The organism is Geodermatophilus sp. SYSU D00710 (genome assembly GCF_054050195.1).
Map to the genome: position 1 here is coordinate 48,413 of NZ_JBJGYX010000008.1, position 20,889 is coordinate 69,301.

Consider the following 20,889-nt stretch of genomic DNA (forward strand, 5'->3'; position numbering starts at 1 on the left):
GTCAGCTCTTCTCCTTCTTCGCGCCGTACCGGCTGCGAGCCTGCTTGCGGTTGCGGACGCCCTGGGTGTCCAGCGAGCCGCGGATGATCTTGTAACGCACACCCGGGAGGTCCTTCACGCGGCCGCCGCGCACGAGCACCATCGAGTGCTCCTGCAGGTTGTGGCCGACGCCCGGGATGTAGGCGGTCACCTCGATGCCACTGGTGAGGCGGACGCGAGCGACCTTGCGCAGCGCCGAGTTCGGCTTCTTCGGCGTCGTCGTGTACACGCGGGTGCACACACCACGACGCTGAGGGGAGCCCTTCAGCGCCGGGGTCTTGGTCTTCTCGACCTTGTCCTCGCGGCCCTTGCGGACCAGCTGGTTGATCGTGGGCATGGGTGGCCTGGATCTCCTACCTGCGCTGGGTCGTGCTGTGGACGGTGCTGCTGTCGTGTCGCCGGTGCCGGTCCTGCCGGGGTCGTCCGCCCTGGTCGCGAGCCACTCACCGGCCCCCGCGGTCGGGCGTGTCGCCCTCCCTAGGACCGGCCGGCGGTCGAACCGGACAGGTCGCCCCCCGCGACTCGGCGCCGCCACCTCCGGCCACCGTCCTGTCGTGGACGGCCCACCGGGGCGGACCCTCGGCCAGGAGGAGGACCTCCGGACACCCAGGCGCACCGCGAACGGGAGCAGGCCCAGGGCACCCTGGGCACGGCTGACCACGATACCCGCGGTCCGGGAGGCGGTCAAAGCCGGGTCCCGGGCGCCCTGCGGGCAGGGCCTGCCTGCCGCCCGGATCGGCTCACGGGGTGCAACGGCGCAGGTCCGGGGACTGTTCCCGGACCCGGCGCCGGGTCGGCGGACCACCCGGGGTGGCGAGGACTGTACCGCGGTCCCGCTGCCGCGCCAGGGTGTGACGCGGCTCTCCGGGGCTCCCGATCCGGACGTCGTCCCGGGCCCCGGCCCGGACGCCGACCCGCCGTGGCGGCGGCGCGCGACTGTCGGTACCTCCCCCTACCGTCGGTGTCAGCAGAGCCACACACCGCAACGGAGGTCTCCGTGCTCATCGACTCGGCGCGCGAGCTCAAGGCGCGCCTCACCGCGCGGCTGGCCGAGGGCTTCCCCCTGGTCACCGCGAGTGACCTCGGCGGCCGGCTGTGGACCCGGCCGGCCATCGGGCTGGCCCCGGTGTCCCCGGGGAGGGCGCACCTGGCCATCCGGGTGGCGGCGGCCGCCGACGCGCGGGTCCTCCTGACCGGCCTGGACGACGTCGTCCGCGCGGAGGTCGACGTCCGGGTGACCGGGCCGATACTGCCGCAGACGGCCCTCTCCCCCGGTCGGTTGCAGCAGCGCACCCGGCCCCTGGTACCCGGTCTGTCGGTGGCACACCCGGCGGTCAGTGCGGGCACGCTGGGCGGCTTCGTCCGGCTCGACGGCCGGCTCGCCGTGCTGTCCAACAACCACGTACTGGCCGCCGCCGACACCGGCGCGGTCGGTGACGCGGTGCTGCAGCCCGGCCCCGCCGACCGCGGCACCCCGGCCGACCGGGTCGCCACGCTGGCCGCGTCCGTGCCGTTCACCGACCGCGCCAACCGGGTCGACGCCGCCGTGGCCACCCTCGACGAGGGCGTGGAGGCCGATCCGGGCCGCGTCCCGGGCGGGCCGCTGGGGACCACGGTGCCCGACGGGGTGGAGGTCGAGCCCGACGAGGAGGTGGAGAAGGTCGGCCGCACGACCGGTCACACGCGCGGCCGGATCACCGCGGTGGAGGTCGACGGGGTCGCCGTCCAGTACGAGGACGGCGTGCACGTCTTCGACGACCAGATCGAGATCGAGGGCCTGTCGGGGGCGTTCTCCGCCGGCGGCGACAGCGGCTCGGTCATCTGGCGCAGCAGCGACCGCGCACCGCTGGCCCTGCTGTTCGCCGGGAGCAGCGAGGGCGGCAGCACCGGGGCCGGGCTGACCTTCGCCAACCCGCTGTCGACCGTGCTGGCGACGCTCGGGGTGGAGTGGGTCGCCTCGTGAGCACATCCCCCAGGTCAGGGGGATGTCGCTCCGGGCGGGGACGAGGCACCATGGGGAGGTGACCGAGCCCGCCCGACCGCCCGGGGCCTTCCTCGCCCCTGGCTCCCGGCCGGCGGGCGTCAGCGAGGAGCCCTCGTGACCGACCGTGCCGCCGCCCGCGCCGCCAAGACCACCCTGGTCCGCCAGCTGTCCGCCCAGCCCGGCGTGGTGGGCATCGGCCTGGCCCGGCGGGACACCGGGTACGTCGTGAAGGTCGACGTCGCCGATGCGGACGCGGCGGGCCGGGTGCCCGGCGACGTCGACGGCGTCCGGGTGGTCACCGAGGTCGTGGGCGCCATCCGCCCGCTGCGCAGCCGCACCGCCTGACCCACCTGCGCACCGCACCTGAGGCCGGGGACCGGCCCGGGGCACCCGCTACGGTCGCCGGTGGCGCCGACGGGAGCGCCGCCGACCAGAGGAGTGCAGGTGCGCATCGGCATCCAGGCCAGCTACGCCGGGGGTTTCCAGGAGACGGCGGCGGAGATCGTCGACCTCGAGGCGGCCGGCCTCGACCTCGCGATGTGCGCGGAGGTCTACACCTTCGACGCCGTCAGCCAGCTCGGCTACCTGGCCGCCGTCACCCAGCGGGTCGAGCTGATGAGCGCGATCCTGCCCATCTACAGCCGTACGCCGGCGCTGACGGCGATGACCGCTGCCGGCCTGGACTTCGTCTCCGGCGGCCGCTTCACCCTGGGGCTGGGCGCCTCGGGCCCGCAGGTCATCGAGGGCTGGCACGGCGTCCCCTATGACGCGCCGCTGCAGCGCACCCGCGAGGTCGTGGAGATCTGCCGCCAGGTGTGGCGGCGCGAGCGGCTGGTGCACGAGGGCCCGAAGTACACCGTCCCGCTGCCGGCCGACCAGGGCACCGGGCTCGGCAAGCCGCTGAAGCTGATCAACACCCCGGTCCGTGACCGGATCCCCGTCATGCTCGCCGCGCTGGGCCCCAAGAACGTGGAGCTGGCCGCCGAGATCGCCGAGGTGTGGGAGCCGATCTGGTTCATGCCCGAGCGCGCCGACGACGTCTGGGGCGAGGCCCTGCGGGCCGGCAAGGCCAAGCGCGACCCGGAGCTCGGGGAGCTGCAGGTCATCTGCGGCGTCCCCGTGGCGATCGGCGAGGACGTCGACCACCTGCACGACCAGGTGCGGCCGCAGCTGGCGCTCTACGTCGGTGGCATGGGCGCCAAGGGCAAGAACTTCTACAACGACCTGGCCCGGCGCTACGGGTACGAGGAGGCCGCCGAGACCGTGCAGGACCTCTACCTGTCCGGGCGGAAGGACGAGGCCGCGGGCGCGCTGCCGGAGGACTTCGTCCGCCGGGTGTCGCTCATCGGGCCGGAGTCCTACGTCGCCGAGCGGATCTCCGCCTACGCCGATGCCGGCGTCACCACCATCGCCCTGCAGCCGCTCGACGACAGCCGCGAGGGCCGGCTGCGCACCGTGGAGACCATGCGCCGACTGGCCGACGCCTAGGCCGGGGATTGCGTCACGTGACGTGGGGCGGGGTCACGGGTCCGGCCTCGTCGTCCTCCCTCACCGCCGGGGGGGGGGGGGGGGGGGGGGGGGGGGGGGGGGGGGGGGGGGGGGGGGGGGGGGGGGGGGGGGGGGGGGGGGGGGGGGGGGGGGGGGGGGGGGTGACGGGGGGCGGCGTTGGCGGACCTCCCCCCGCCGGGGCGCCCCCCCCCCCCCGCCGCGGGGGGGGGGGCCCCCCCGACGATCAGGTCACCTGATCCCCGCAACGCCCCGCACACACGCGGAAGGGCCCGCAGATCTCGCGATCTGCGGGCCCTCCTCACGTCCTACCGGGGATCAGCCCCGCCAGTCGTACTCCTCGAGGCGCACGGCCTCGCCGGAGCCCGAGCCGAAGACGTCGGGGCTGTAGTACTGCCCGTCGTCGTACCCGGCCATCGTGTAGACGGCGGCGCGGGCCTCCTCGGTCGGCTCGACCGTGATGTTCCGGTAGCGGCTGATGCCCGTACCCGCCGGGATCAGCTTGCCGATGATCACGTTCTCCTTGAGGCCGAGCAGGCTGTCGCTCTTGCCCTGGATCGCGGCGTCGGTGAGCACCTTGGTCGTCTCCTGGAAGGAGGCGGCCGACAGCCAGGACTCGGTCGCGAGCGAGGCCTTGGTGATGCCCATGAGCACCGGACGGGCCGAGGCCGGCTCGCCGCCCTCGGCGACGACACGGCGGTTCTCGGTCTCGAACAGCGTCCGCTCGACGAGCGCACCGGGCAGGAACTCCGTGGCGCCCGAGTCGATGATGGTCACCCGCTTGAGCATCTGGCGGATGATCACCTCGATGTGCTTGTCGTGGATCGACACGCCCTGGCTGCGGTAGACCTCCTGGACCTCGCGGACCAGGTGCAGCTGCACCTCGCGCGGGCCCATGATCCGCAGCACCTCGTGCGGGTCCACCGCACCCTCGGTGAGCTGCTCGCCGACCTCGACGTGGGCGCCGTCCTCGACCCGCAGCCGCGACCGGCGCGACAGCTTGTCGTAGACGACCTCGTCGGAGCCGTCGTCCGGGGTGATCGTCAGCTTGCGGAACTGCTCGCCGTCCTCGATCCGGACGTTGCCGGCCAGCTCGGCGATCGGGGCCTTGCCCTTGGGGACACGGGCCTCGAAGAGCTCCACCACACGCGGCAGACCGTGGGTGATGTCCTCACCCGCGACACCACCGGTGTGGAAGGTGCGCATCGTCAGCTGGGTGCCGGGCTCACCGATCGACTGGGCGGCGATGATGCCGACCGCCTCGCCGACGTCGACGAGCTTGCCGGTGGCCAGCGACCGGCCGTAGCAGGTCGCGCAGGTGCCCAGCAGGGACTCGCAGGTCAGGACGCAGCGGACCTTGACCTCGGCGATGCCGGCGTCGACCAGCTCGCCGATGAGCACGTCACCGAGGTCCTGACCGGCCTGCGCGACCAGCGTGCCGTCCTGGGCCGACACGTCGGTGGCCAGCGAGCGGGCGTAGACGCTGGTCTCGACGTGCGCGTCCCGGGTGAGGACGCCGTCGACCACCGTGGCGATCGGCATGATGACGCCGCGCTCGGTGCCGCAGTCCTCCTCGCGGATGATGACGTCCTGGGAGACGTCGACCAGCCGCCGGGTGAGGTACCCGGAGTCCGCGGTCCGGAGGGCGGTGTCGGCCAGGCCCTTGCGCGCACCGTGCGTGGAGATGAAGTACTCCAGCACGGACAGACCCTCCCGGAAGTTGGCCTTGATCGGCCGCGGGATGATCTCGCCCTTCGGGTTGGCCACCAGACCGCGCATGCCGGCGATCTGGCTGATCTGCATCATGTTGCCTCGGGCGCCCGAGTTGACCATGACCCAGACCGGGTTGGTGGTCGGGAAGTTGTCCACCATCGCCTGGCTGACCTCGGCCCGCGCGCGGGTCCAGATCTCGATCAGCTCGCCGCGGCGCTCGGCGTCGGTGATGACACCGCGCTCGTACTGCCGCTCGATCTGACGGGCCTCGTTCTCGTGCCGGTCGAGGATCTCCTGCTTGGCCGGCGGGGTCACGACGTCGTCGATGGCGATCGTGACACCCGAGCGGGTGGCCCAGCGGAAGCCGGCCGACTTGAGGGCGTCCAGCGTCGCCGCGACCTGCACCTTGGGGTAGCGCTCGGCGAGGTCGTTGACGATCGCCCCGAGCTCCTTCTTCGGCACCTGGTAGTTGACGAAGCGGTAGTCCTCGGGCAGGGCCTCGTTGAACAGCACGCGGCCCAGGCTGGTCTCGACCAGCGCCGGGGCACCCGGAGCCCAGTCGGCCGGCTGCTCCCACGCGGGGTTGACCTTGCCGTTGTCGACGCCGAACACCTCGTCGAGGCGGATGAACGCACGCTCCTGCAGGCCCAGGGCGCCCTTGTCGAACGCCATGATCGCCTCGGCCGTCGACCCGAAGGCCGCCGGACGGCCACCGTCGGCCTCGTGCCGGCTCGGCACCAGGGTCGTCAGGTGGTACAGGCCGAGCACCATGTCCTGGGTCGGCGCGGTGATCGGGCGACCGTCGGCCGGGCTGAGGATGTTGTTGCTCGACAGCATGAGGATGCGGGCCTCGGCCTGCGCCTCGGCCGACAGCGGCAGGTGCACCGCCATCTGGTCACCGTCGAAGTCCGCGTTGAACGCGGTGCAGACCAGCGGGTGGATCTGGATGGCCTTGCCCTCGACCAGCTGCGGCTCGAAGGCCTGGATGCCCAGGCGGTGCAGCGTCGGCGCCCGGTTCAGCAGGACCGGGTGCTCGGTGATGACCTCCTCGAGCACGTCCCACACCACCGGACGGGCCCGCTCGACCATGCGCTTGGCGGACTTGATGTTCTGCGCGTGGTTGAGGTCGACCAGCCGCTTCATGACGAAGGGCTTGAACAGCTCCAGCGCCATCTGCTTGGGCAGGCCGCACTGGTGCAGCTTCAGCTGCGGGCCGACGACGATGACCGACCGGCCGGAGTAGTCGACGCGCTTGCCGAGCAGGTTCTGCCGGAACCGGCCCTGCTTGCCCTTGAGCAGGTCGCTCAGGGACTTCAGGGGGCGGTTGCCCGGGCCGGTGACCGGCCGGCCGCGGCGGCCGTTGTCGAACAGCGCGTCCACGGACTCCTGCAGCATCCGCTTCTCGTTGTTCACGATGATCTCGGGCGCGCCGAGGTCGAGCAGCCGCTTGAGCCGGTTGTTCCGGTTGATGACCCGGCGGTACAGGTCGTTCATGTCGCTGGTGGCGAAGCGGCCACCGTCGAGCTGCACCATCGGGCGCAGGTCCGGCGGGATGACCGGGACGCAGTCGAGCACCATGCCCATGGGCGAGTTGCGCGTCTGCTGGAACGCCGCGACGACCTTGAGGCGCTTGAGGGCCCGCAGCTTGCGCTGGCCCTTGCCGTTGCGGATGGTGTCGCGGAGCGACGCGGCCTCGGCGTCGAGGTCGAAGTCGGCCAGCAGCTTCTGCAGGGCCGCGGCACCCATGCCGCCCTCGAAGTACTCGCCGAAGCGGTCGCGCAGCTCGCGGTAGAGACCCTCGTCGGCGATGAGCTGCTTGACCTCGAGCTTGCGGAAGGTGTCGAGCACCTCCTCGAGGCGGTCGATCTCCCGCTGGGCGCGGTCGCGCAGCTGGCGCATCTCGCGCTCGCCGCCCTCGCGCACCTTGCGGCGGACGTCGGACTTGGCGCCCTCCGCCTCGAGCTCGGCCAGGTCGGCCTCGAGCTTCTGCTGACGGGCCTCGACGTCGGCGTCGCGCCGGTTCTCGAGGTTGTGCTTCTCCGCGCTGATCTCGGCCTCGATGGTCGGGAGGTCGCGGTGGCGCGCCTCGTCGTCGACCGAGGTGATCAGGTAGGCGGCGAAGTAGATGATCTTCTCGAGGTCCTTGGGCGCCAGGTCGAGCAGGTAGCCCAGGCGCGAGGGGACGCCCTTGAAGAACCAGATGTGGGTGACCGGCGCGGCCAGCTCGATGTGGCCCATCCGCTCGCGACGGACCTTGGCCCGGGTCACCTCGACGCCGCAGCGCTCACAGATGATGCCCTTGAAGCGGACGCGCTTGTACTTGCCGCAGTAGCACTCCCAGTCCCGCGTGGGACCGAAGATCTTCTCGCAGAAGAGACCGTCCTTCTCCGGACGCAGCGTCCGGTAGTTGATGGTCTCGGGCTTCTTCACCTCACCGTGCGACCACTGGCGGATGTCGTCGCCGGTGGCCAGACCGATGCGGAGCTCGTCGAAGAAGTTGACGTCGAGCACTGAGTGGACCCCTTTCCCGGGGCTCGTTACTGCACTTCTAGCTGTCTGGCTGGGGGGACGCCGGCCGGCCCGTCACACGAGAGGGCCGGCCGGCGGCCGATCACACGTCCTCGACGCTGGAGGGCTCGCGGCGGGACAGGTCGATGCCCAGCTCCTCCGCGGCCCGGAACACCTCGTCGTCGGTGTCGCGCAGCTCGATCGCCTGCCCGTCGCCGGACAGCACCTCGACGTTGAGGCAGAGCGACTGCAGCTCCTTGAGCAACACCTTGAACGACTCGGGGATGCCCGGCTCGGGGATGTTCTCGCCCTTGACGATGGCCTCGTAGACCTTGACGCGGCCGAGGATGTCGTCGGACTTGATGGTCAGCAGCTCCTGCAGCGCGTACGCCGCGCCGTAGGCCTGCATCGCCCAGCACTCCATCTCACCGAAGCGCTGGCCACCGAACTGCGCCTTACCACCCAGCGGCTGCTGCGTGATCATCGAGTAGGGGCCGGTCGACCGGGCGTGGATCTTGTCGTCGACCAGGTGCAGCAGCTTGAGGATGTAGACGTAGCCCACCGAGATCGGCTCGGGGAAGGGCTCCCCGGACCGGCCGTCGAACAGCCGGGCCTTGCCGGTCTCCTGCACCATGCGGTCGCCGTCGCGGTTGGGGACCGTCGAGCCGAGCAGGCCGATGATCTCCTCCTCGCGGGCACCGTCGAAGACCGGCGTCGCGGTCCGGGTGCCCGGGTCGGCCTGCCGCGCCTGCTCGGGCAGGTTGACGGCCCACTCGGGGTCGCCCTCGACCTGCCAGCCGGACTTGGCGATCCACCCGAGGTGGGTCTCCAGCACCTGGCCGACGTTCATCCGGCCCGGGACGCCGAGCGGGTTGAGCACGATGTCGACCGGGGTGCCGTCCTGGAGGAACGGCATGTCCTCCTGCGGCAGGATCTTCGCGATGACGCCCTTGTTGCCGTGGCGGCCGGCGAGCTTGTCGCCGTCGGAGATCTTGCGCATCTGGGCGACGTAGACCCGGATCAGCTCGTTGACGCCGGCGGGCAGCTCGTCGCCGTCCTCGCGGGAGAACACGCGGACGCCGATGACCTTGCCGGACTCACCGTGCTTGACCTTCAGCGACGTGTCCCGGACCTCGCGGGCCTTCTCGCCGAAGATCGCCCGCAGCAGCCGCTCCTCGGGGGTCAGCTCGGTCTCGCCCTTGGGCGTGACCTTGCCGACGAGGATGTCGCCGGGGACGACCTCGGCGCCGATGCGGATGATGCCGCGCTCGTCGAGGTCGGCGAGGACCTCCTCGGAGACGTTCGGGATGTCCCGGGTGATCTCCTCGGCACCGAGCTTGGTGTCGCGGGCGTCGACCTCGAACTCCTCGATGTGGATCGAGGACAGGACGTCGTCCTGCACGAGGCGCTGCGACAGGATGATCGCGTCCTCGTAGTTGTGGCCCTCCCACGGCATGAAGGCGACGAGCAGGTTCTTGCCCAGCGCCATCTCGCCCTGGTCGGTGCACGGCCCGTCGGCGATGACCTGGCCGACCTCGACCCGCTGACCCTCCTCGACGATCGGGGTCTGGTTGATCGAGGTGCCCTGGTTCGAGCGGCGGAACTTCAGCAGCCGGTAGGTCTGCCGGGTGCCGTCGTCGGCCATGACGGTGACGTAGTCGGCGGTCGAGTCCTCGACGACACCGGCCTTCTCCGCCACGACGACGTCGCCGGCGTCGACGGCGGCACGCAGCTCCATGCCGGTGCCGACCAGCGGCGCCTCGCTGCGCAGCAGCGGGACGGCCTGACGCTGCATGTTCGCGCCCATCAGGGCGCGGTTGGCGTCGTCGTGCTCGAGGAACGGGATCATCGCCGTCGCGACCGAGGTCATCTGCCGCGGCGAGACGTCCATGTAGTCGACCTGCTCGGGCGACAGGTAGTCGACCTCGCCGCCCTTCGTGCGGACCAGCACCCGCTCCTCGGCGAACCGCCCCTGGGCGTCCAGCGGCGAGTTGGCCTGGGCGACGACGAAGCGGTCCTCCTCGTCGGCGGTCAGGTAGTCGATCGTGTCGGTGACGACGCCGTCCCGGACCCGCCGGTAGGGGGTCTCGATGAAGCCGAAGGCGTTGACCCGGCCGTAGGCCGACAGCGAGCCGATCAGGCCGATGTTCGGACCCTCGGGGGTCTCGATCGGGCACATCCGGCCGTAGTGGCTCGGGTGCACGTCGCGGACCTCCATGCCGGCCCGCTCACGGGACAGACCACCCGGACCCAGCGCCGACAGGCGGCGCTTGTGGGTCAGGCCCGCGAGGGGGTTGGTCTGGTCCATGAACTGCGAGAGCTGGCTGGTGCCGAAGAACTCCTTGATGGAGGCGACGACCGGCCGGATGTTGATCAGGGTCTGCGGCGTGATCGCCTCGACGTCCTGGGTCGTCATCCGCTCGCGGACGACGCGCTCCATGCGGGAGAGGCCGACCCGGATCTGGTTCTGGATCAGCTCGCCGACGGTGCGCAGGCGGCGGTTGCCGAAGTGGTCGATGTCGTCGACGCCGTGGTCGGGCTCGCCGGCGTGCAGCCGCACGACGTACTCGATGGTGGCGACGATGTCGTCCTCGGTCAGCGTCAGGGTGCCCTGCGGGACCTCGACGCCGAGCTTCTTGTTGACCTTGTAGCGGCCGACCTTGGCGAGGTCGTAGCGCTTGGGGTTGAAGAAGAGGTTCTCCAGCAGCGCCTGGGCGCTCTCCCGCGTCGGCGGCTCGCCCGGCCGCAGCTTGCGGTAGATGTCGAGCAGCGCCTCGTCCTGCCCGGCGATGTGGTCCTTCTCCAGGGTGGCCAGGACGGTGGGCGACCACTGGAAGTGCTCGCGGATCCGGTCCTCGGTCCACCCCAGCGCCTTGAGCAGCACGGTCACCGGCTGCCGGCGCTTGCGGTCGATGCGGACGCCGACGGTGTCGCGCTTGTCGACGTCGAACTCCAGCCACGCGCCGCGGCTGGGGATGACCTTGGCGCTGAAGACGTCCTTGTCGGAGGTCTTGTCCAGGGTCTTGTCGAAGTAGACGCCGGGGCTGCGGACCAGCTGCGAGACGACGACGCGCTCGGTCCCGTTGATGACGAACGTGCCCTTGTTCGTCATGATCGGGAAGTCGCCCATGAACACCGTCTGGCTCTTGATCTCGCCGGTGGTGTTGTTCATGAACTCCGCGGTGACGAACAGCGGAGCCGCGTAGGTCATGTCCTTGTCCTTGCACTCCTCGAGGGACGCCTTGACGTCCTCGAAGCGCGGGTTGGAGAAGGACAGCGACATCGAGCCGCTGAAGTCCTCGATCGGCGAGATCTCCTCGAGGATCTCGGCCAGGCCGCCGACGGCCGAGGCCTGCTCCTCCGGCGAGAGGGTGGCCCGCCACTCGGGGCTGCCGACGAGCCAGTCGAAGGAGGCGGTCTGCAGGGCGAGCAGGTCCGGCACCTCGAGGGGCTCGGAGATCTTCGCGAACGAGACCCGGAGCGGCGCCCCGGGGATCTTCTGCTGGTCGGCCTCACCGGTGCGCGGGCCGGCCGAGGGAGTCTGGTTCTGCTGGCCGTAGCCGCCGGACTCGGTGGTGCTGGGGGAGATGCTGGTGGGGCGAGAGCCTGCCAAGATGCGTCCTTCCAAGGACCTCACGACGTGCGGGCGGTGGGTGCGGGTTCGTCCTGGGTCGTCGTCGGTATCTGCGCGGCTGTCCGCGGCGTCCGGCCCGCTCGGTCGACCAGGCGCCCGGGTGATCCCGGGCACCCCAGGCGACCCGGCTCGGCGGGCAGGCAGTCAGGGGGCAGCGCAACAGAGAACCCTACCCCTGCAGACGCAGGCTGTCCACGTCGGGGGGTGGGGGGCGACCCACGCCACACTCCCGGTAAGGACGGCGTCCGGCTGTCCGGGCGGCGTTCCGCGTCGTCATGATGCCAGCAGGGGGGCCGGTTTGTCTCCGCCACGCCGCCGGATCCCCGAGCGGGGTGCCGGTCGGCCCCCTCCCGCGGACGCGACAGGGGCCGCCCTCCCGGAGGAGAGCGGCCCCTGTGCGGTGCTCCCGGCCGTGGTCACGGCCGGGCACGGGTCACTTGACGGTGACGGTGGCGCCGGCGCCCTCGAGGGCGGCCTTGGCCTTCTCGGCAGCGTCCTTGGCGACCTTCTCCAGGACCGGCTTCGGCGCGCCGTCGACCAGGTCCTTGGCCTCCTTGAGGCCGAGCGAGGTCAGGCCGCGCACCTCCTTGATGACCTGGATCTTCTTGTCGCCGGCGCTCTCGAGGATGACGTCGAACTCGTCCTGCTCCTCGGCGGCGGGGGCGCCACCGTCGCCGGCACCGCCGGCGGCCGGAGCGGCCGCGACGGCGACCGGGGCAGCAGCGGTGACCTCGAAGGTCTCCTCGAACTGCTTCACGAAGTCGGACAGCTCGAGCAGCGTCATCTCCTTGAACGCGTCGAGCAGCTCCGCGGTGGACAGCTTGGCCATGATCTCTCCTTCTGGGTCAGTCGGTGCCGGCCGCGGCGTCCGCGGTGTCGGCGGTGTCGGTGGGGGTGTCGGCAGCAGCGGTGTCGACAGCAGCGGTGTCGACAGCAGCGGTGTCGGCGGCAGCGGTGTCGGCCGTGGAGTCGCCGCCCTCGGCGGGCTTCTTCTCCTGCAGCGCGGCGGCCAGGCGGGCGACCTGCGACAGCGGGGCCTGGAACAGGCCGGCGGCCTTGGTCAGGTTGCCCTTCATCGCACCGGCCAGCTTGGCCAGCAGCACCTCGCGCGGCTCGACGTCGGCCAGGGCGGTGACCTCGGCGGGGCCGACGGTGCGGCCCTCGACGACGCCGCCCTTGACGACGAGCAGCGGGTTGGCGCGCGCGAAGTCGCGGATGGCCTTGGCGGCCTCGACGACGTCACCCTCGATGAAGGCGATCGCGGTGGGGCCGTTGAGCAGCGGGGCCAGGTCGGGGTGACCGACCTCGTCCGCCGCCCGCTTCGTCAGGGTGTTCTTGACGACGGCGTAGCTGCTGCCCGCACCGAGGGAACGCCGCAGCTGGGTCAGCTGCGACACGGTGAGCCCGCGGTACTCGGTGAGCACGGCCGCGCTGGACTGCTGGAACCGCTCGGTGATCTCGTCGATCACCGCGGCCTTCGCCTGCGTGGGCATGGGCCTCCTCTCGTCTGACGGGCGACCGCTCGTGCGTCGTGCGGGAGCGGGCGATCCGGGCCCGGAGACGAGGAACGCCCCGGCGCAGGGCGCACGGGGCGAGGGACGCGGGCACGGGGCACCGCGTCGATCGAACCGTCCTCCTGCGCGGGCCGCCCGGGGATCCGGGACCTTCGATCGCACGCGGACGTGCGACGACCAGCGGTCGTGGGGGGAACGCCGCCCAGCGTACACGCTGCCCGCGGGGCGCCCGTGTCGCCGTCGTCACCCGGGGCAGCCCAGCCCGGTCGAGATCACGGGATCTCGACGCACGTCCCTCGCAGACGCGCGGAGGCCCCGCAGCGCCGGTGCGCTGCGGGGCCTCCTGGCGAGGTGCTGGAACGGCCTCGTCCCGGGTCCCGCCCTGAGCCTGCGAGGGGTGGGGAGGACGAGGTCCTTCCTCAGGCGGTGGGCTCGTCCACCGCCAGGTTGCGGGTGCGGTTCGGGTCGACCGGGATGCCCGGGCCCATGGTGGTGGAGATGGTGACCTTCTTCAGGTACCGGCCCTTGGCCGCGGCCGGCTTGGCGCGCAGCACCTCGTCGAGGGCGGCGGCGTAGTTCTCGACCAGCTTGGTGTCGTCGAAGGAGGTCTTGCCGATCACGAGGTGCAGGTTGGCCTGCTTGTCGACGCGGAAGTTGATCTTCCCGCCCTTGATGTCGGCGACGGCCTTGGTGACGTCGGGGGTGACGGTGCCCGTCTTCGGGTTCGGCATCAGGCCGCGGGGGCCGAGGATGCGGGCGATCCGGCCGACCTTGGCCATCTGGTCGGGCGTGGCGATCGCGGCGTCGAAGTCCAGGAAACCCTCCTGGATGCGCGCGATCAGGTCGTCCGAACCGACGACGTCGGCGCCGGCGGCCTCGGCCTCGGCGGCCTTGTCACCGGTCGCGAAGACGATGACGCGGGCGGTCTTGCCGGTGCCGTGCGGCAGGTTCACCGTGCCGCGGACCATCTGGTCGGCCTTGCGCGGGTCGACGCCCAGCCGCATGGCCACCTCGACGGTGGCGTCGTAGGAGGTCGGCGAGGTGTCCTTCGCCAGCCCGGCCGCCTGCAGCGGGCTGTAGAGCTTCTCGCGGTCCACCTTGGCCGCCGCCTCGAGGTACTTCTTGCCGTGCTTCGCCATGGTGTGTCCTCTCCCCCGGCCCTGCGGTCGGGGAGTCGTGTGGTTCACGGGCCTGGCGCGGCCCTCCCACGGTTGCTGTGCTCAGAACAACGCCGGCCGGCGCCGGCGCCTTCCGTCAACCGGTGACGGTGATGCCCATCGACCGGGCGGTGCCGGCGATGATCTTCTCGGCCTGGTCGAGGTCGTTGGCGTTGAGGTCGGCCATCTTGGTCTGGGCGATCTCGCGGACCTGGTCACGGGTGACCGTGGCGACCTTGGTCTTGTGCGGCTCGCCCGAGCCCTTCTCGACACCGGCGGCCTTGAGCAGCATGCGCGCGGCCGGCGGCGTCTTGGTGACGAAGGTGAACGAGCGGTCCTCGTAGACCGAGATCTCGACCGGGATCACGTTGCCGCGCTGCGACTCCGTGGCGGCGTTGTACGCCTTGCAGAACTCCATGATGTTGACGCCGTGCTGGCCCAGCGCCGGACCCACCGGCGGCGCGGGGGTGGCCGCGCCGGCGTTGATCTGGAGCTTGATGACCGCGGTCAACCGCTTCCTGGGGGGCATGACTTCCTTCTTCGTGAGCGTGGTGCGTGGTGGTGGCTGGAAGGCCCCCTCGCAGGGTCCCACCCTGAGCTCGCGGAGGGTGGGGGGCGAGGGGGTCCTTCGACTACAACTTGGCGACCTGGGTGAACGAGAGCTCGACCGGCGTCTCCCGGCCGAAGATCGAGACGAGCACCTGCAGCTTCTGCTGCTCGGCGTTGATCTCGTTGATGGTCGCCGGGAGGGTGGCGAACGGGCCGTCCATGACGGTGACCGACTCGCCGATCTCGAAGTCGACGACGGCGGTCGGCGCGGCGGCCGCCGCCGGCGATGCGGTCTCGGCGACCTTGGCCGCCTGCGGCGGGGCGTCGGGGACCAGCAGGTTGACGACCTCGTCGATGCTCAGCGGCGAGGGCCGGGAGGTGGCGCCGACGAAACCGGTGACGCCGGGGGTGTTGCGGACCGCGCCCCAGGACTCGTCGTTGAGGTCCATCCGGACGAGCAGGTAGCCGGGCAGCTTCTTCCGGTTGACCTGGGTGCGCTTGCCGTTCTTGATCTCGGTGACCTCCTCGGTGGGCACCTCGATCTGGAAGATGTAGTCCTCCATGTCCAGCGACTGGATGCGGGACTCGAGGTTGGTCTTCACCTTGTTCTCGTAGCCCGCGTAGGAGTGGATGACGTACCAGTCGCCGAACTGCGTGCGCAGGGTCCGCTTGAGCGTCTCCCGCGGGTCCTCGTCCTCCGCCTCGGCCTCGGCCAGCGCCTCGGTCACGATCGGGTCGTGGTCGGGGGCGGGCGCGGCCAGCGGGTCGCCGACCAGGCTGTCGCGACCGCCGCCCTCGACCAGCGGGGTCACGTCGGCCACGCCGGTCGCGGTGTCCTGGTCGGTGGTGTCGGCCGAGCCCTCGGCCGCGCCGGTCTCGCCGGCACCGGTCTCGAGGTCGACGCTGCCGCGCACGTCGATCCGCTCGTCGTCGAGGTCGATGGCCTCGACGTCGCTGTCGGTGTCGAAGGGCTCGCGGGGGTCGGTCACGGGGATCTCTTCCTTCTCGGGTCGGGCGGGCGCGGGGACGGTCAGCCGAAGACGGCGAGCACGCCCTGCGCGAAGAGGACGTCCAGACCCGCGACCAGGGCCACCATGAAGGCCACGAAGAGGATGACGACCGTGGTGTAGGTGATCAGCTCGCGGCGGCCGGGCCAGATGACCTTCCGCAGCTCGGCGACGACCTCGCGGAGGAAGCGGCGCAGGTTGCGGCGCTGCCGGACCTCGTCGGCCCGGGCGCGCTGGGCCGCGGCGCGGGAACGGGTGCCGGCACCCTCCGAGCGGCCGGCCGGGCGGGCGGCGGCGCGCTCACCGGCGGGGCGCCGGGTGCGCGCGGCGGCGGGCTCGTCGTCCGCGTCGTCGTCGGCGGTGATCCGGCCGCCGCGGCGGCGGGCCGGGGCGGGGACGACCTTGTGCTCCTCGGCCTCGGCCTCGGCGGCGATCTCGTCCTCGGCGGCCTCGAGCTCGGCGGCGTCGTCGACGCCCGGGGCCTCCCGGTCGAGCTGCTCGTCGGTCAGCTCGGCGTCCGAGGCGGTGCGGGGGTCCTCCCCGCGGCCCGGCTTCTCGTCGCTCACTGCGCCTCGCTCGCGTCGTGGTGGTGGCCGCTGGTCGCCGGCCGTCTGGTCTCGTGCTCCCCGGACCGTGCTGCTCCGGGACGGCGCCGGCCGCGGCCGGCGCTGCCGGGACACGGGGCGGTGCCGGGTCGTGCTGCCCGCCGGCGTCGGCCGGCGGCACGGGCAGGGGTGACAGGACTTGAACCTGCAGCCTGCGGTTTTGGAGACCGCTGCTCTGCCAGTTGAGCTACACCCCTCGGGCCCGGGACCGTGCCAACTCGTGCGTGGTTCCGGGCTCGCCCGGGGCGGCCGGTCCCGCCGGTCGGCGCGCCGTTCCCAGGAGGCCCGGGGCACGCCGGTGGCGGGGTCGATCGCCCCAGGGTTGCCAGTGTACGGGACCGCGGGACCGGTCCGTGACCGCGCTCCGGAGACGTGCCCCGGCGGGGCGATGAGTCCCGCGCGCGACCGCCGTCTGCCCCGGCAGGACCCGCCCGAGGAGGAGCCGTGACCGGACCGGCCGTGTACGCCCTGTCGATCTCGCTGGACGGCTACGCCGCCGGCCCGGACCAGGACGAGCAGAACCCGCTCGGCGTCGGCGGTGAGCAGCTGCACGAGTGGCTCTTCGCCGAGAACCGCAGCCCGGTCGACGACCGCTTCCGCGCCCGCGGCCAGGAGGGGATCGGCGCGACGATCATGGGCCGCAACATGTTCGGCCCCGTCCGCGGCCCCTGGTCGTCGGCTCCCGAGTGGCGTGGCTGGTGGGGCGAGGACCCGCCGTTCCACCACGACGTCTTCGTGCTCACCCACCACCCGCGCCCGCCGCTGGAGATGACCGGCGGGACGACCTTCCACTTCGTCACCGAGGGTCCCGACGTGGCGCTCGAGCAGGCGCGGGCCGCGGCCGGTGGCGCGCGGGTCCGGGTCGGCGGCGGCGCGGCGACCGTCGCCCAGTACGCCCGGGCAGGCCTGCTCGAGGAGGTGCACGTCGCGGTCGTGCCGGTCCTGCTCGGCGCCGGCGAGCGGCTCTTCGGCAACGGCGTGTTCCCCGCCGCGGCGTGGCGGACCGTCGAGGTCGCCCCGTCGCCGGCGGTCACCCACGTGGTGCTGCGCAGGACCGGCGGCTGAGCGCCCCCGGCACCGGCCCCTCCGGCAGGATGGGCACATGACCGCCGCCTCCCCGTCGGGGACCGCTGCCCTCTCCCCCGCCGACCGCCGCGTGTCGCGGCGGATCGCGGCCATCACCGAGTCCGCGACGCTCGCGGTCGACGCCAAGGCCAAGGCGCTCAAGGCGGCGGGCAAGCCGGTCATCGGCTTCGGCGCCGGCGAACCGGACTTCCCGACGCCGGACTACGTGGTCGAGGCCGCGGTCGCCGCCTGCCGCCAGCCGGCGATGCACCGCTACACCCCGGCCGGGGGGCTGCCGGTCCTCAAGGAGGCCATCGTCGCCAAGACCGCGCGCGACTCGGGGCTGGCCGTCACCCCGGCGCAGGTGCTGGTCACCAACGGCGGCAAGCAGGCCGTCTACGAGGCCTTCGCCGCGATGCTCGACCCGGGGGACGAGGTGCTCGTGCCCGCGCCGTACTGGACCACCTACCCCGAGGCGATCCGGCTGGCCGGCGGGGTGCCGGTGCCGGTGGTCGCCGACGAGGAGAGCGGCTACCTGGTGTCGGTGGACCAGCTCGAGGCCGCCCGCACCGAGCGCACCAAGGTGCTGCTGTTCGTCTCGCCGTCCAACCCGACCGGTGCGGTGTACCCGCCCGACCAGGTCGAGGCCATCGGCCGCTGGGCCCTGGACGCCGGGCTGTGGGTGCTCACCGACGAGATCTACGAGCACCTGACCTACGGCGGGGTGACGGCGCCGTCGATGCCGGTGGTGGTGCCCGAGCTGGCCGACCGCTGCGTCGTCGTCAACGGGGTGGCGAAGACCTACGCCATGACCGGCTGGCGGGTGGGCTGGATGGTCGGCCCGGCCGACGTCGTCAAGGCCGCCACCAACCTGCAGTCGCACGCGACGTCGAACGTCGCGAACGTGTCCCAGGCCGCCGCGGTGGCAGCGCTCACCGGCGACCTGTCGGCGGTGCAGGAGATGCGGACGGCGTTCGACCGGCGCCGGAAGACCATCGTGTCGATGCTGCGCGAGATCCCCGGGGTCGCCTGCCCCGAGCCACAGGGCGCCTTCTACGTCTACCCGTCGGTCAAGACGCTGCTCGGGCGGCCGATCAACGGCCGGACGGCGTCGTCGAGCGTCGAGCTGGCCGAGATCGTCCTCGAGGAGGCCGAGGTCGCCGTGGTCCCCGGCGAGGCGTTCGGCACGCCGGGCTACCTGCGGATGTCCTACGCCCTGGGCGACGACGACCTGGTCGAGGGGGTCGGCCGGCTGCAGCGGCTCCTCGGGTCCGCCGGCTGACGACGCCTCACTCCGGGAGGTCGTCCTCGTCGAGGGCACCGGCTGCCACCAGCACGTCGACGGCGGCCGGCAGGTCGGCGAGGGCGGCCGCGACGTCCTCGGGCGTGGCGACGGTCCACGCGTTGAGCTGCGCGTAGCAGCGCAGCGCGGCGTCGAAGGGCCCGGCACCGGCGGCCTCGCGGGCGGCGAGCAGCGCGGCCGCGCCCTTGCCGTAGACGGCGTCGAAGTACTCGGCGGTCCCCGGGAACTCGTCCATCGCGGCACCGACGTCCCCGGGGGCGGCCAGCGCGCGGTCCACGGCCTCGTCCGCCACCTGCCCGTCGACGCTCTCGGCGTAGGTGGCGAACGCCTCGTCCAGCCACGGGTCGCGGAACTGCGAGCCGCCGACCATCCCGTAGAACCACATGTGCGCGACCTCGTGCTCGAGCACCGAGCGGTCGGCCCCGGCCATGAGGATCGAGCTCGGGTACTCGATGCCGCCGCCCTCCACCGGCAGCAGCGGCACGGTGAGCGTCGCGTAGGGGAAGGCGCCGAACCGGTCGGCGAGGGCGGTGACGGCCTCGCCGGTCCAGTCGGCGAGCTCGCCGGGGCCGACGTCGGCGCCGTCGAGGACCCCGGTGGTGACCTCCACCCCGCCGGCCGTCGTGAGGGCGGCGGTGCGGAAGGGGCCGACGGCGACGCTGACGTCGCGGGCCACCGGCTCGCGGGAGGTCCAGGTACGCCGGCCACCGTCGGCCGCGGAGGGCTCCTGCTGCGCGCCGGTCATGAGCACGGTCAGCTCCTCGGGCGCGTCGACGGTGACCGTGGTGTCGGCGACCGGGCTGGTCGCCGTCTCGCCGAGGATCCCGACGAACGGGTCGCGCGCCCAGCCCACGCCCGGCTCCCAGGCCAGCAGTGGGAAGCCACTGGCCCACCAGGCGGTGCCGTCGGTGGTGCCGAGGCGCTCGAAGCCGCCCTCCCCCAGCGACAGCGTGAAGTCCAGCTCCACCTCGGTGGCCTCGCCGGCCTCGAGCTCGCCGTCGAGCTGGAGCACGTAGAGCCCGCCGGGGCCCTCGGCGCCGGCGTCCTCGTACCCGGCCTGGTCGACGTCGTCGCCGCGGACGTCGTCGACGGTGATCCGGTTGCCGAGCTGCGCCGCGCCCGGGCCGTTGGGCACCAGCCGGAAGACCAGCTCGTCGGTGGCGACGTCCGGGGTGAAGACGACGGTCTCGGTGCCGGTGACCGTGCGCAGGTCGGCCGAGAGCCGGAACTGCAGGTCGACGACCGGGCGGTCGGGGTCCGGCTCGGCGCGCTCGGCCGGACAACGCGCGCCGTCGTCGTCGGCCCCGCCGTTCCCGGGCTCGGCCGACGGTGCGGTGGACGCCGGGGCCTCCTGCGCGGTGAGCGTCTCGGTGAAGGAGGTGCAGCCGCACAGCAGCAGGACCGCCGCGGCCAGCACCCCCCGCCGGAGGGTCATGCCAGGGCGACGGTGGCGCGGGCCAGCGAGAGGACCTTCTCGCCGCCGCTGGTGACCGTGAGGTCGACGCGGACCCGCCCGCCGTCGAGGACCGCGCCGACCCGGCCGCGCACGGTGACCTCGGCGCCGGTGTCGTCGTCGGGGACGACGACCGGCCGGCCGAAGCGGACCTGGTACTCGACGACCGCGGCGGGGTCGCCGGCCCAGTCGGTCACCGCCCGGGCGGCCAGGCCCATGGTGAGCATGCCGTGGGCGATGACGCCGGGGAGCCCGACCCCCGTGGCGACGCGGTCGCTCCAGTGGATCGGGTTGAGATCGCCGGAGGCGCCGGCGTAGCGGACGAGGTCCGCGCGGGTCACCCGGTGGGTCTGCTCCGGAAGCTCGAGGCCGACGGCGACGTCCGCGGCGTGCACCCGGGCGGTCACGCCGTCCCCCGGGCCACGAGCATCGAGGTGGCGGTGCAGACGGCCTCGCCGTCCTCGGTGGCGACGTCGACCCGGGTGGTCAGCAGGTCGTTGCCGGCCACGCTGCGCACCGCCTCGATCGTGGTGGTGCTCACCAGCCGGTCGCCGGCCCGGATCGGGCGGTGGTGGGTGAAGCGCTGCTCACCGTGCACCACCCGGCTGTAGTCGAGGGCCACGTCCGGGTCGGCCAGCACGACGTCGGCCGCGCCGAGGGTGACCACGATGGCGAAGGTGGGCGGGGCGACGACGTCGGGGTGGCCCAGCGCCCGCGCGGCCTCGGGATCGGTGTGCGCCGGGTCGGTCGCCCCGACCGCGGCCGCGAACTCGGCGACCTTCGCGCGGCCGACCTCGTAGACGGCGGAGGGCGGGTAGCTGCGCCCGACCAGTCCTGCGTCCAGCGCCACTC

At 72.6% G+C, this 20,889-nt stretch carries 17 protein-coding genes and 1 tRNA gene; 5 read left to right on the plus strand and 13 right to left on the minus strand.

All coding sequences use genetic code 11. The features are described from left to right. Position 1 precedes the first annotated feature (1 nt). Positions 2–376, minus strand: coding sequence for a 30S ribosomal protein S12 (gene rpsL, locus ACI78U_RS05640; protein ID WP_012950487.1), 375 nt, complete (start codon positions 374–376; stop codon positions 2–4). Positions 377–1,036: 660 nt separating this feature from the next. Between rpsL and ACI78U_RS05645 the strand changes: the two genes are divergently transcribed. From ACI78U_RS05645 to ACI78U_RS05655, 3 genes are all read left to right on the plus strand, one after another. Then, complete coding sequence (locus tag ACI78U_RS05645; RefSeq protein WP_456874308.1) at positions 1,037–2,002, plus strand: hypothetical protein; 966 nt, start codon at positions 1,037–1,039, stop codon at positions 2,000–2,002. Positions 2,003–2,137: 135 nt separating this feature from the next. Then, positions 2,138–2,368 carry a hypothetical protein gene (locus ACI78U_RS05650; RefSeq protein ID WP_456874309.1) on the plus strand — a complete coding sequence of 77 codons (231 nt, stop codon included), beginning with the start codon at positions 2,138–2,140 and terminating at the stop codon, positions 2,366–2,368. Positions 2,369–2,467: 99 nt separating this feature from the next. Beyond that, positions 2,468–3,511: an LLM class F420-dependent oxidoreductase gene (locus ACI78U_RS05655; RefSeq protein ID WP_456874310.1), complete on the plus strand. Its 1,044-nt coding sequence runs from the start codon at positions 2,468–2,470 to the stop codon at positions 3,509–3,511. A 336-nt stretch (positions 3,512–3,847) separates the two neighbouring features. Here ACI78U_RS05655 and ACI78U_RS05660 read toward each other — a convergent pair whose 3' ends face one another. The 9 genes from ACI78U_RS05660 to ACI78U_RS05700 form a co-directional block, all read right to left on the minus strand. Next, positions 3,848–7,753, minus strand: coding sequence for a DNA-directed RNA polymerase subunit beta' (locus tag ACI78U_RS05660; RefSeq protein ID WP_456874311.1), 3,906 nt, complete (start codon positions 7,751–7,753; stop codon positions 3,848–3,850). Positions 7,754–7,853: 100 nt separating this feature from the next. After that, positions 7,854–11,363 (minus strand): DNA-directed RNA polymerase subunit beta, encoded by a 3,510-nt coding sequence (gene rpoB / locus ACI78U_RS05665; protein ID WP_456874312.1) that lies wholly within the window; start codon positions 11,361–11,363, stop codon positions 7,854–7,856. Between the two features lie 454 nt (positions 11,364–11,817). After that, on the minus strand, positions 11,818–12,213 hold the full coding sequence (gene rplL, locus ACI78U_RS05670) for a 50S ribosomal protein L7/L12 (protein WP_456548759.1): 396 nt from the start codon (positions 12,211–12,213) through the stop codon (positions 11,818–11,820). Positions 12,214–12,229: 16 nt separating this feature from the next. Next, positions 12,230–12,877, minus strand: a complete 648-nt coding sequence (rplJ, locus tag ACI78U_RS05675) for a 50S ribosomal protein L10 (RefSeq protein WP_456874313.1) — start codon at positions 12,875–12,877, stop codon at positions 12,230–12,232. 440 nt (positions 12,878–13,317) lie between these two features. After that, positions 13,318–14,037, minus strand: coding sequence for a 50S ribosomal protein L1 (rplA, locus tag ACI78U_RS05680; protein WP_456874314.1), 720 nt, complete (start codon positions 14,035–14,037; stop codon positions 13,318–13,320). 115 nt (positions 14,038–14,152) lie between these two features. Further along, positions 14,153–14,584 carry a 50S ribosomal protein L11 gene (gene rplK, locus ACI78U_RS05685; RefSeq protein WP_456540959.1) on the minus strand — a complete coding sequence of 144 codons (432 nt, stop codon included), beginning with the start codon at positions 14,582–14,584 and terminating at the stop codon, positions 14,153–14,155. Positions 14,585–14,687: 103 nt separating this feature from the next. After that, positions 14,688–15,593 carry a transcription termination/antitermination protein NusG gene (gene nusG / locus ACI78U_RS05690; RefSeq protein ID WP_456874315.1) on the minus strand — a complete coding sequence of 302 codons (906 nt, stop codon included), beginning with the start codon at positions 15,591–15,593 and terminating at the stop codon, positions 14,688–14,690. Between the two features lie 41 nt (positions 15,594–15,634). Next, positions 15,635–16,177, minus strand: a complete 543-nt coding sequence (secE, locus tag ACI78U_RS05695) for a preprotein translocase subunit SecE (protein WP_456874316.1) — start codon at positions 16,175–16,177, stop codon at positions 15,635–15,637. Positions 16,178–16,340: 163 nt separating this feature from the next. Beyond that, positions 16,341–16,413, minus strand: a tRNA-Trp gene (locus ACI78U_RS05700). A 247-nt stretch (positions 16,414–16,660) separates the two neighbouring features. On the opposite strand from ACI78U_RS05700, the gene ACI78U_RS05705 reads away from it, so the two are divergent. Both ACI78U_RS05705 and ACI78U_RS05710 read left to right on the plus strand, forming a co-directional pair. After that, positions 16,661–17,281, plus strand: a complete 621-nt coding sequence (locus tag ACI78U_RS05705; protein ID WP_456874317.1) for a dihydrofolate reductase family protein — start codon at positions 16,661–16,663, stop codon at positions 17,279–17,281. A gap of 37 nt (positions 17,282–17,318) precedes the next feature. Further along, the gene (locus ACI78U_RS05710; RefSeq protein ID WP_456874318.1) at positions 17,319–18,563 is read left to right on the plus strand and encodes a pyridoxal phosphate-dependent aminotransferase; all 1,245 of its coding nucleotides are present in this window, start codon (positions 17,319–17,321) and stop codon (positions 18,561–18,563) included. 7 nt (positions 18,564–18,570) lie between these two features. Here the strand turns inward: ACI78U_RS05710 and ACI78U_RS05715 are convergent, their stop codons facing one another. The 3 genes from ACI78U_RS05715 to ACI78U_RS05725 are packed head-to-tail and all read right to left on the minus strand — an operon-like array spanning position 18,571 to position 20,887. Beyond that, a complete protein-coding gene (locus ACI78U_RS05715; RefSeq protein WP_456874319.1) occupies positions 18,571–20,019 on the minus strand; it encodes a M1 family aminopeptidase in 1,449 nt (482 codons plus the stop codon). Further along, a complete protein-coding gene (locus ACI78U_RS05720; protein WP_456874320.1) occupies positions 20,016–20,444 on the minus strand; it encodes a MaoC/PaaZ C-terminal domain-containing protein in 429 nt (142 codons plus the stop codon). Before ACI78U_RS05720 ends, ACI78U_RS05715 begins: the two co-directional genes overlap by 4 nt. After that, a complete protein-coding gene (locus ACI78U_RS05725) occupies positions 20,441–20,887 on the minus strand; it encodes an FAS1-like dehydratase domain-containing protein (protein WP_456874321.1) in 447 nt (148 codons plus the stop codon). The genes ACI78U_RS05720 and ACI78U_RS05725 overlap by 4 nt, the downstream gene beginning before the upstream one ends. Positions 20,888–20,889 lie beyond the last annotated feature (2 nt).

Bases quoted from the DNA above. Each gene is read 5' to 3' on its own strand.
- rplK (WP_456540959.1), bottom strand. From the start codon at position 14,584: ATGCCCCCCAGGAAGCGGTTGACCGCGGTCATCAAGCTCCAGATCAAC.
- ACI78U_RS05715 (WP_456874319.1), bottom strand. From the start codon at position 20,019: ATGACCCTCCGGCGGGGGGTGCTGGCCGCGGCGGTCCTGCTGCTGTGC.
- rplL (WP_456548759.1), bottom strand. From the start codon at position 12,213: ATGGCCAAGCTGTCCACCGCGGAGCTGCTCGACGCGTTCAAGGAGATG.
- rplA (WP_456874314.1), bottom strand. From the start codon at position 14,037: ATGGCGAAGCACGGCAAGAAGTACCTCGAGGCGGCGGCCAAGGTGGAC.
- rplJ (WP_456874313.1), bottom strand. From the start codon at position 12,877: ATGCCCACGCAGGCGAAGGCCGCGGTGATCGACGAGATCACCGAGCGG.
- ACI78U_RS05710 (WP_456874318.1), top strand. From the start codon at position 17,319: ATGACCGCCGCCTCCCCGTCGGGGACCGCTGCCCTCTCCCCCGCCGAC.
- rpsL (WP_012950487.1), bottom strand. From the start codon at position 376: ATGCCCACGATCAACCAGCTGGTCCGCAAGGGCCGCGAGGACAAGGTC.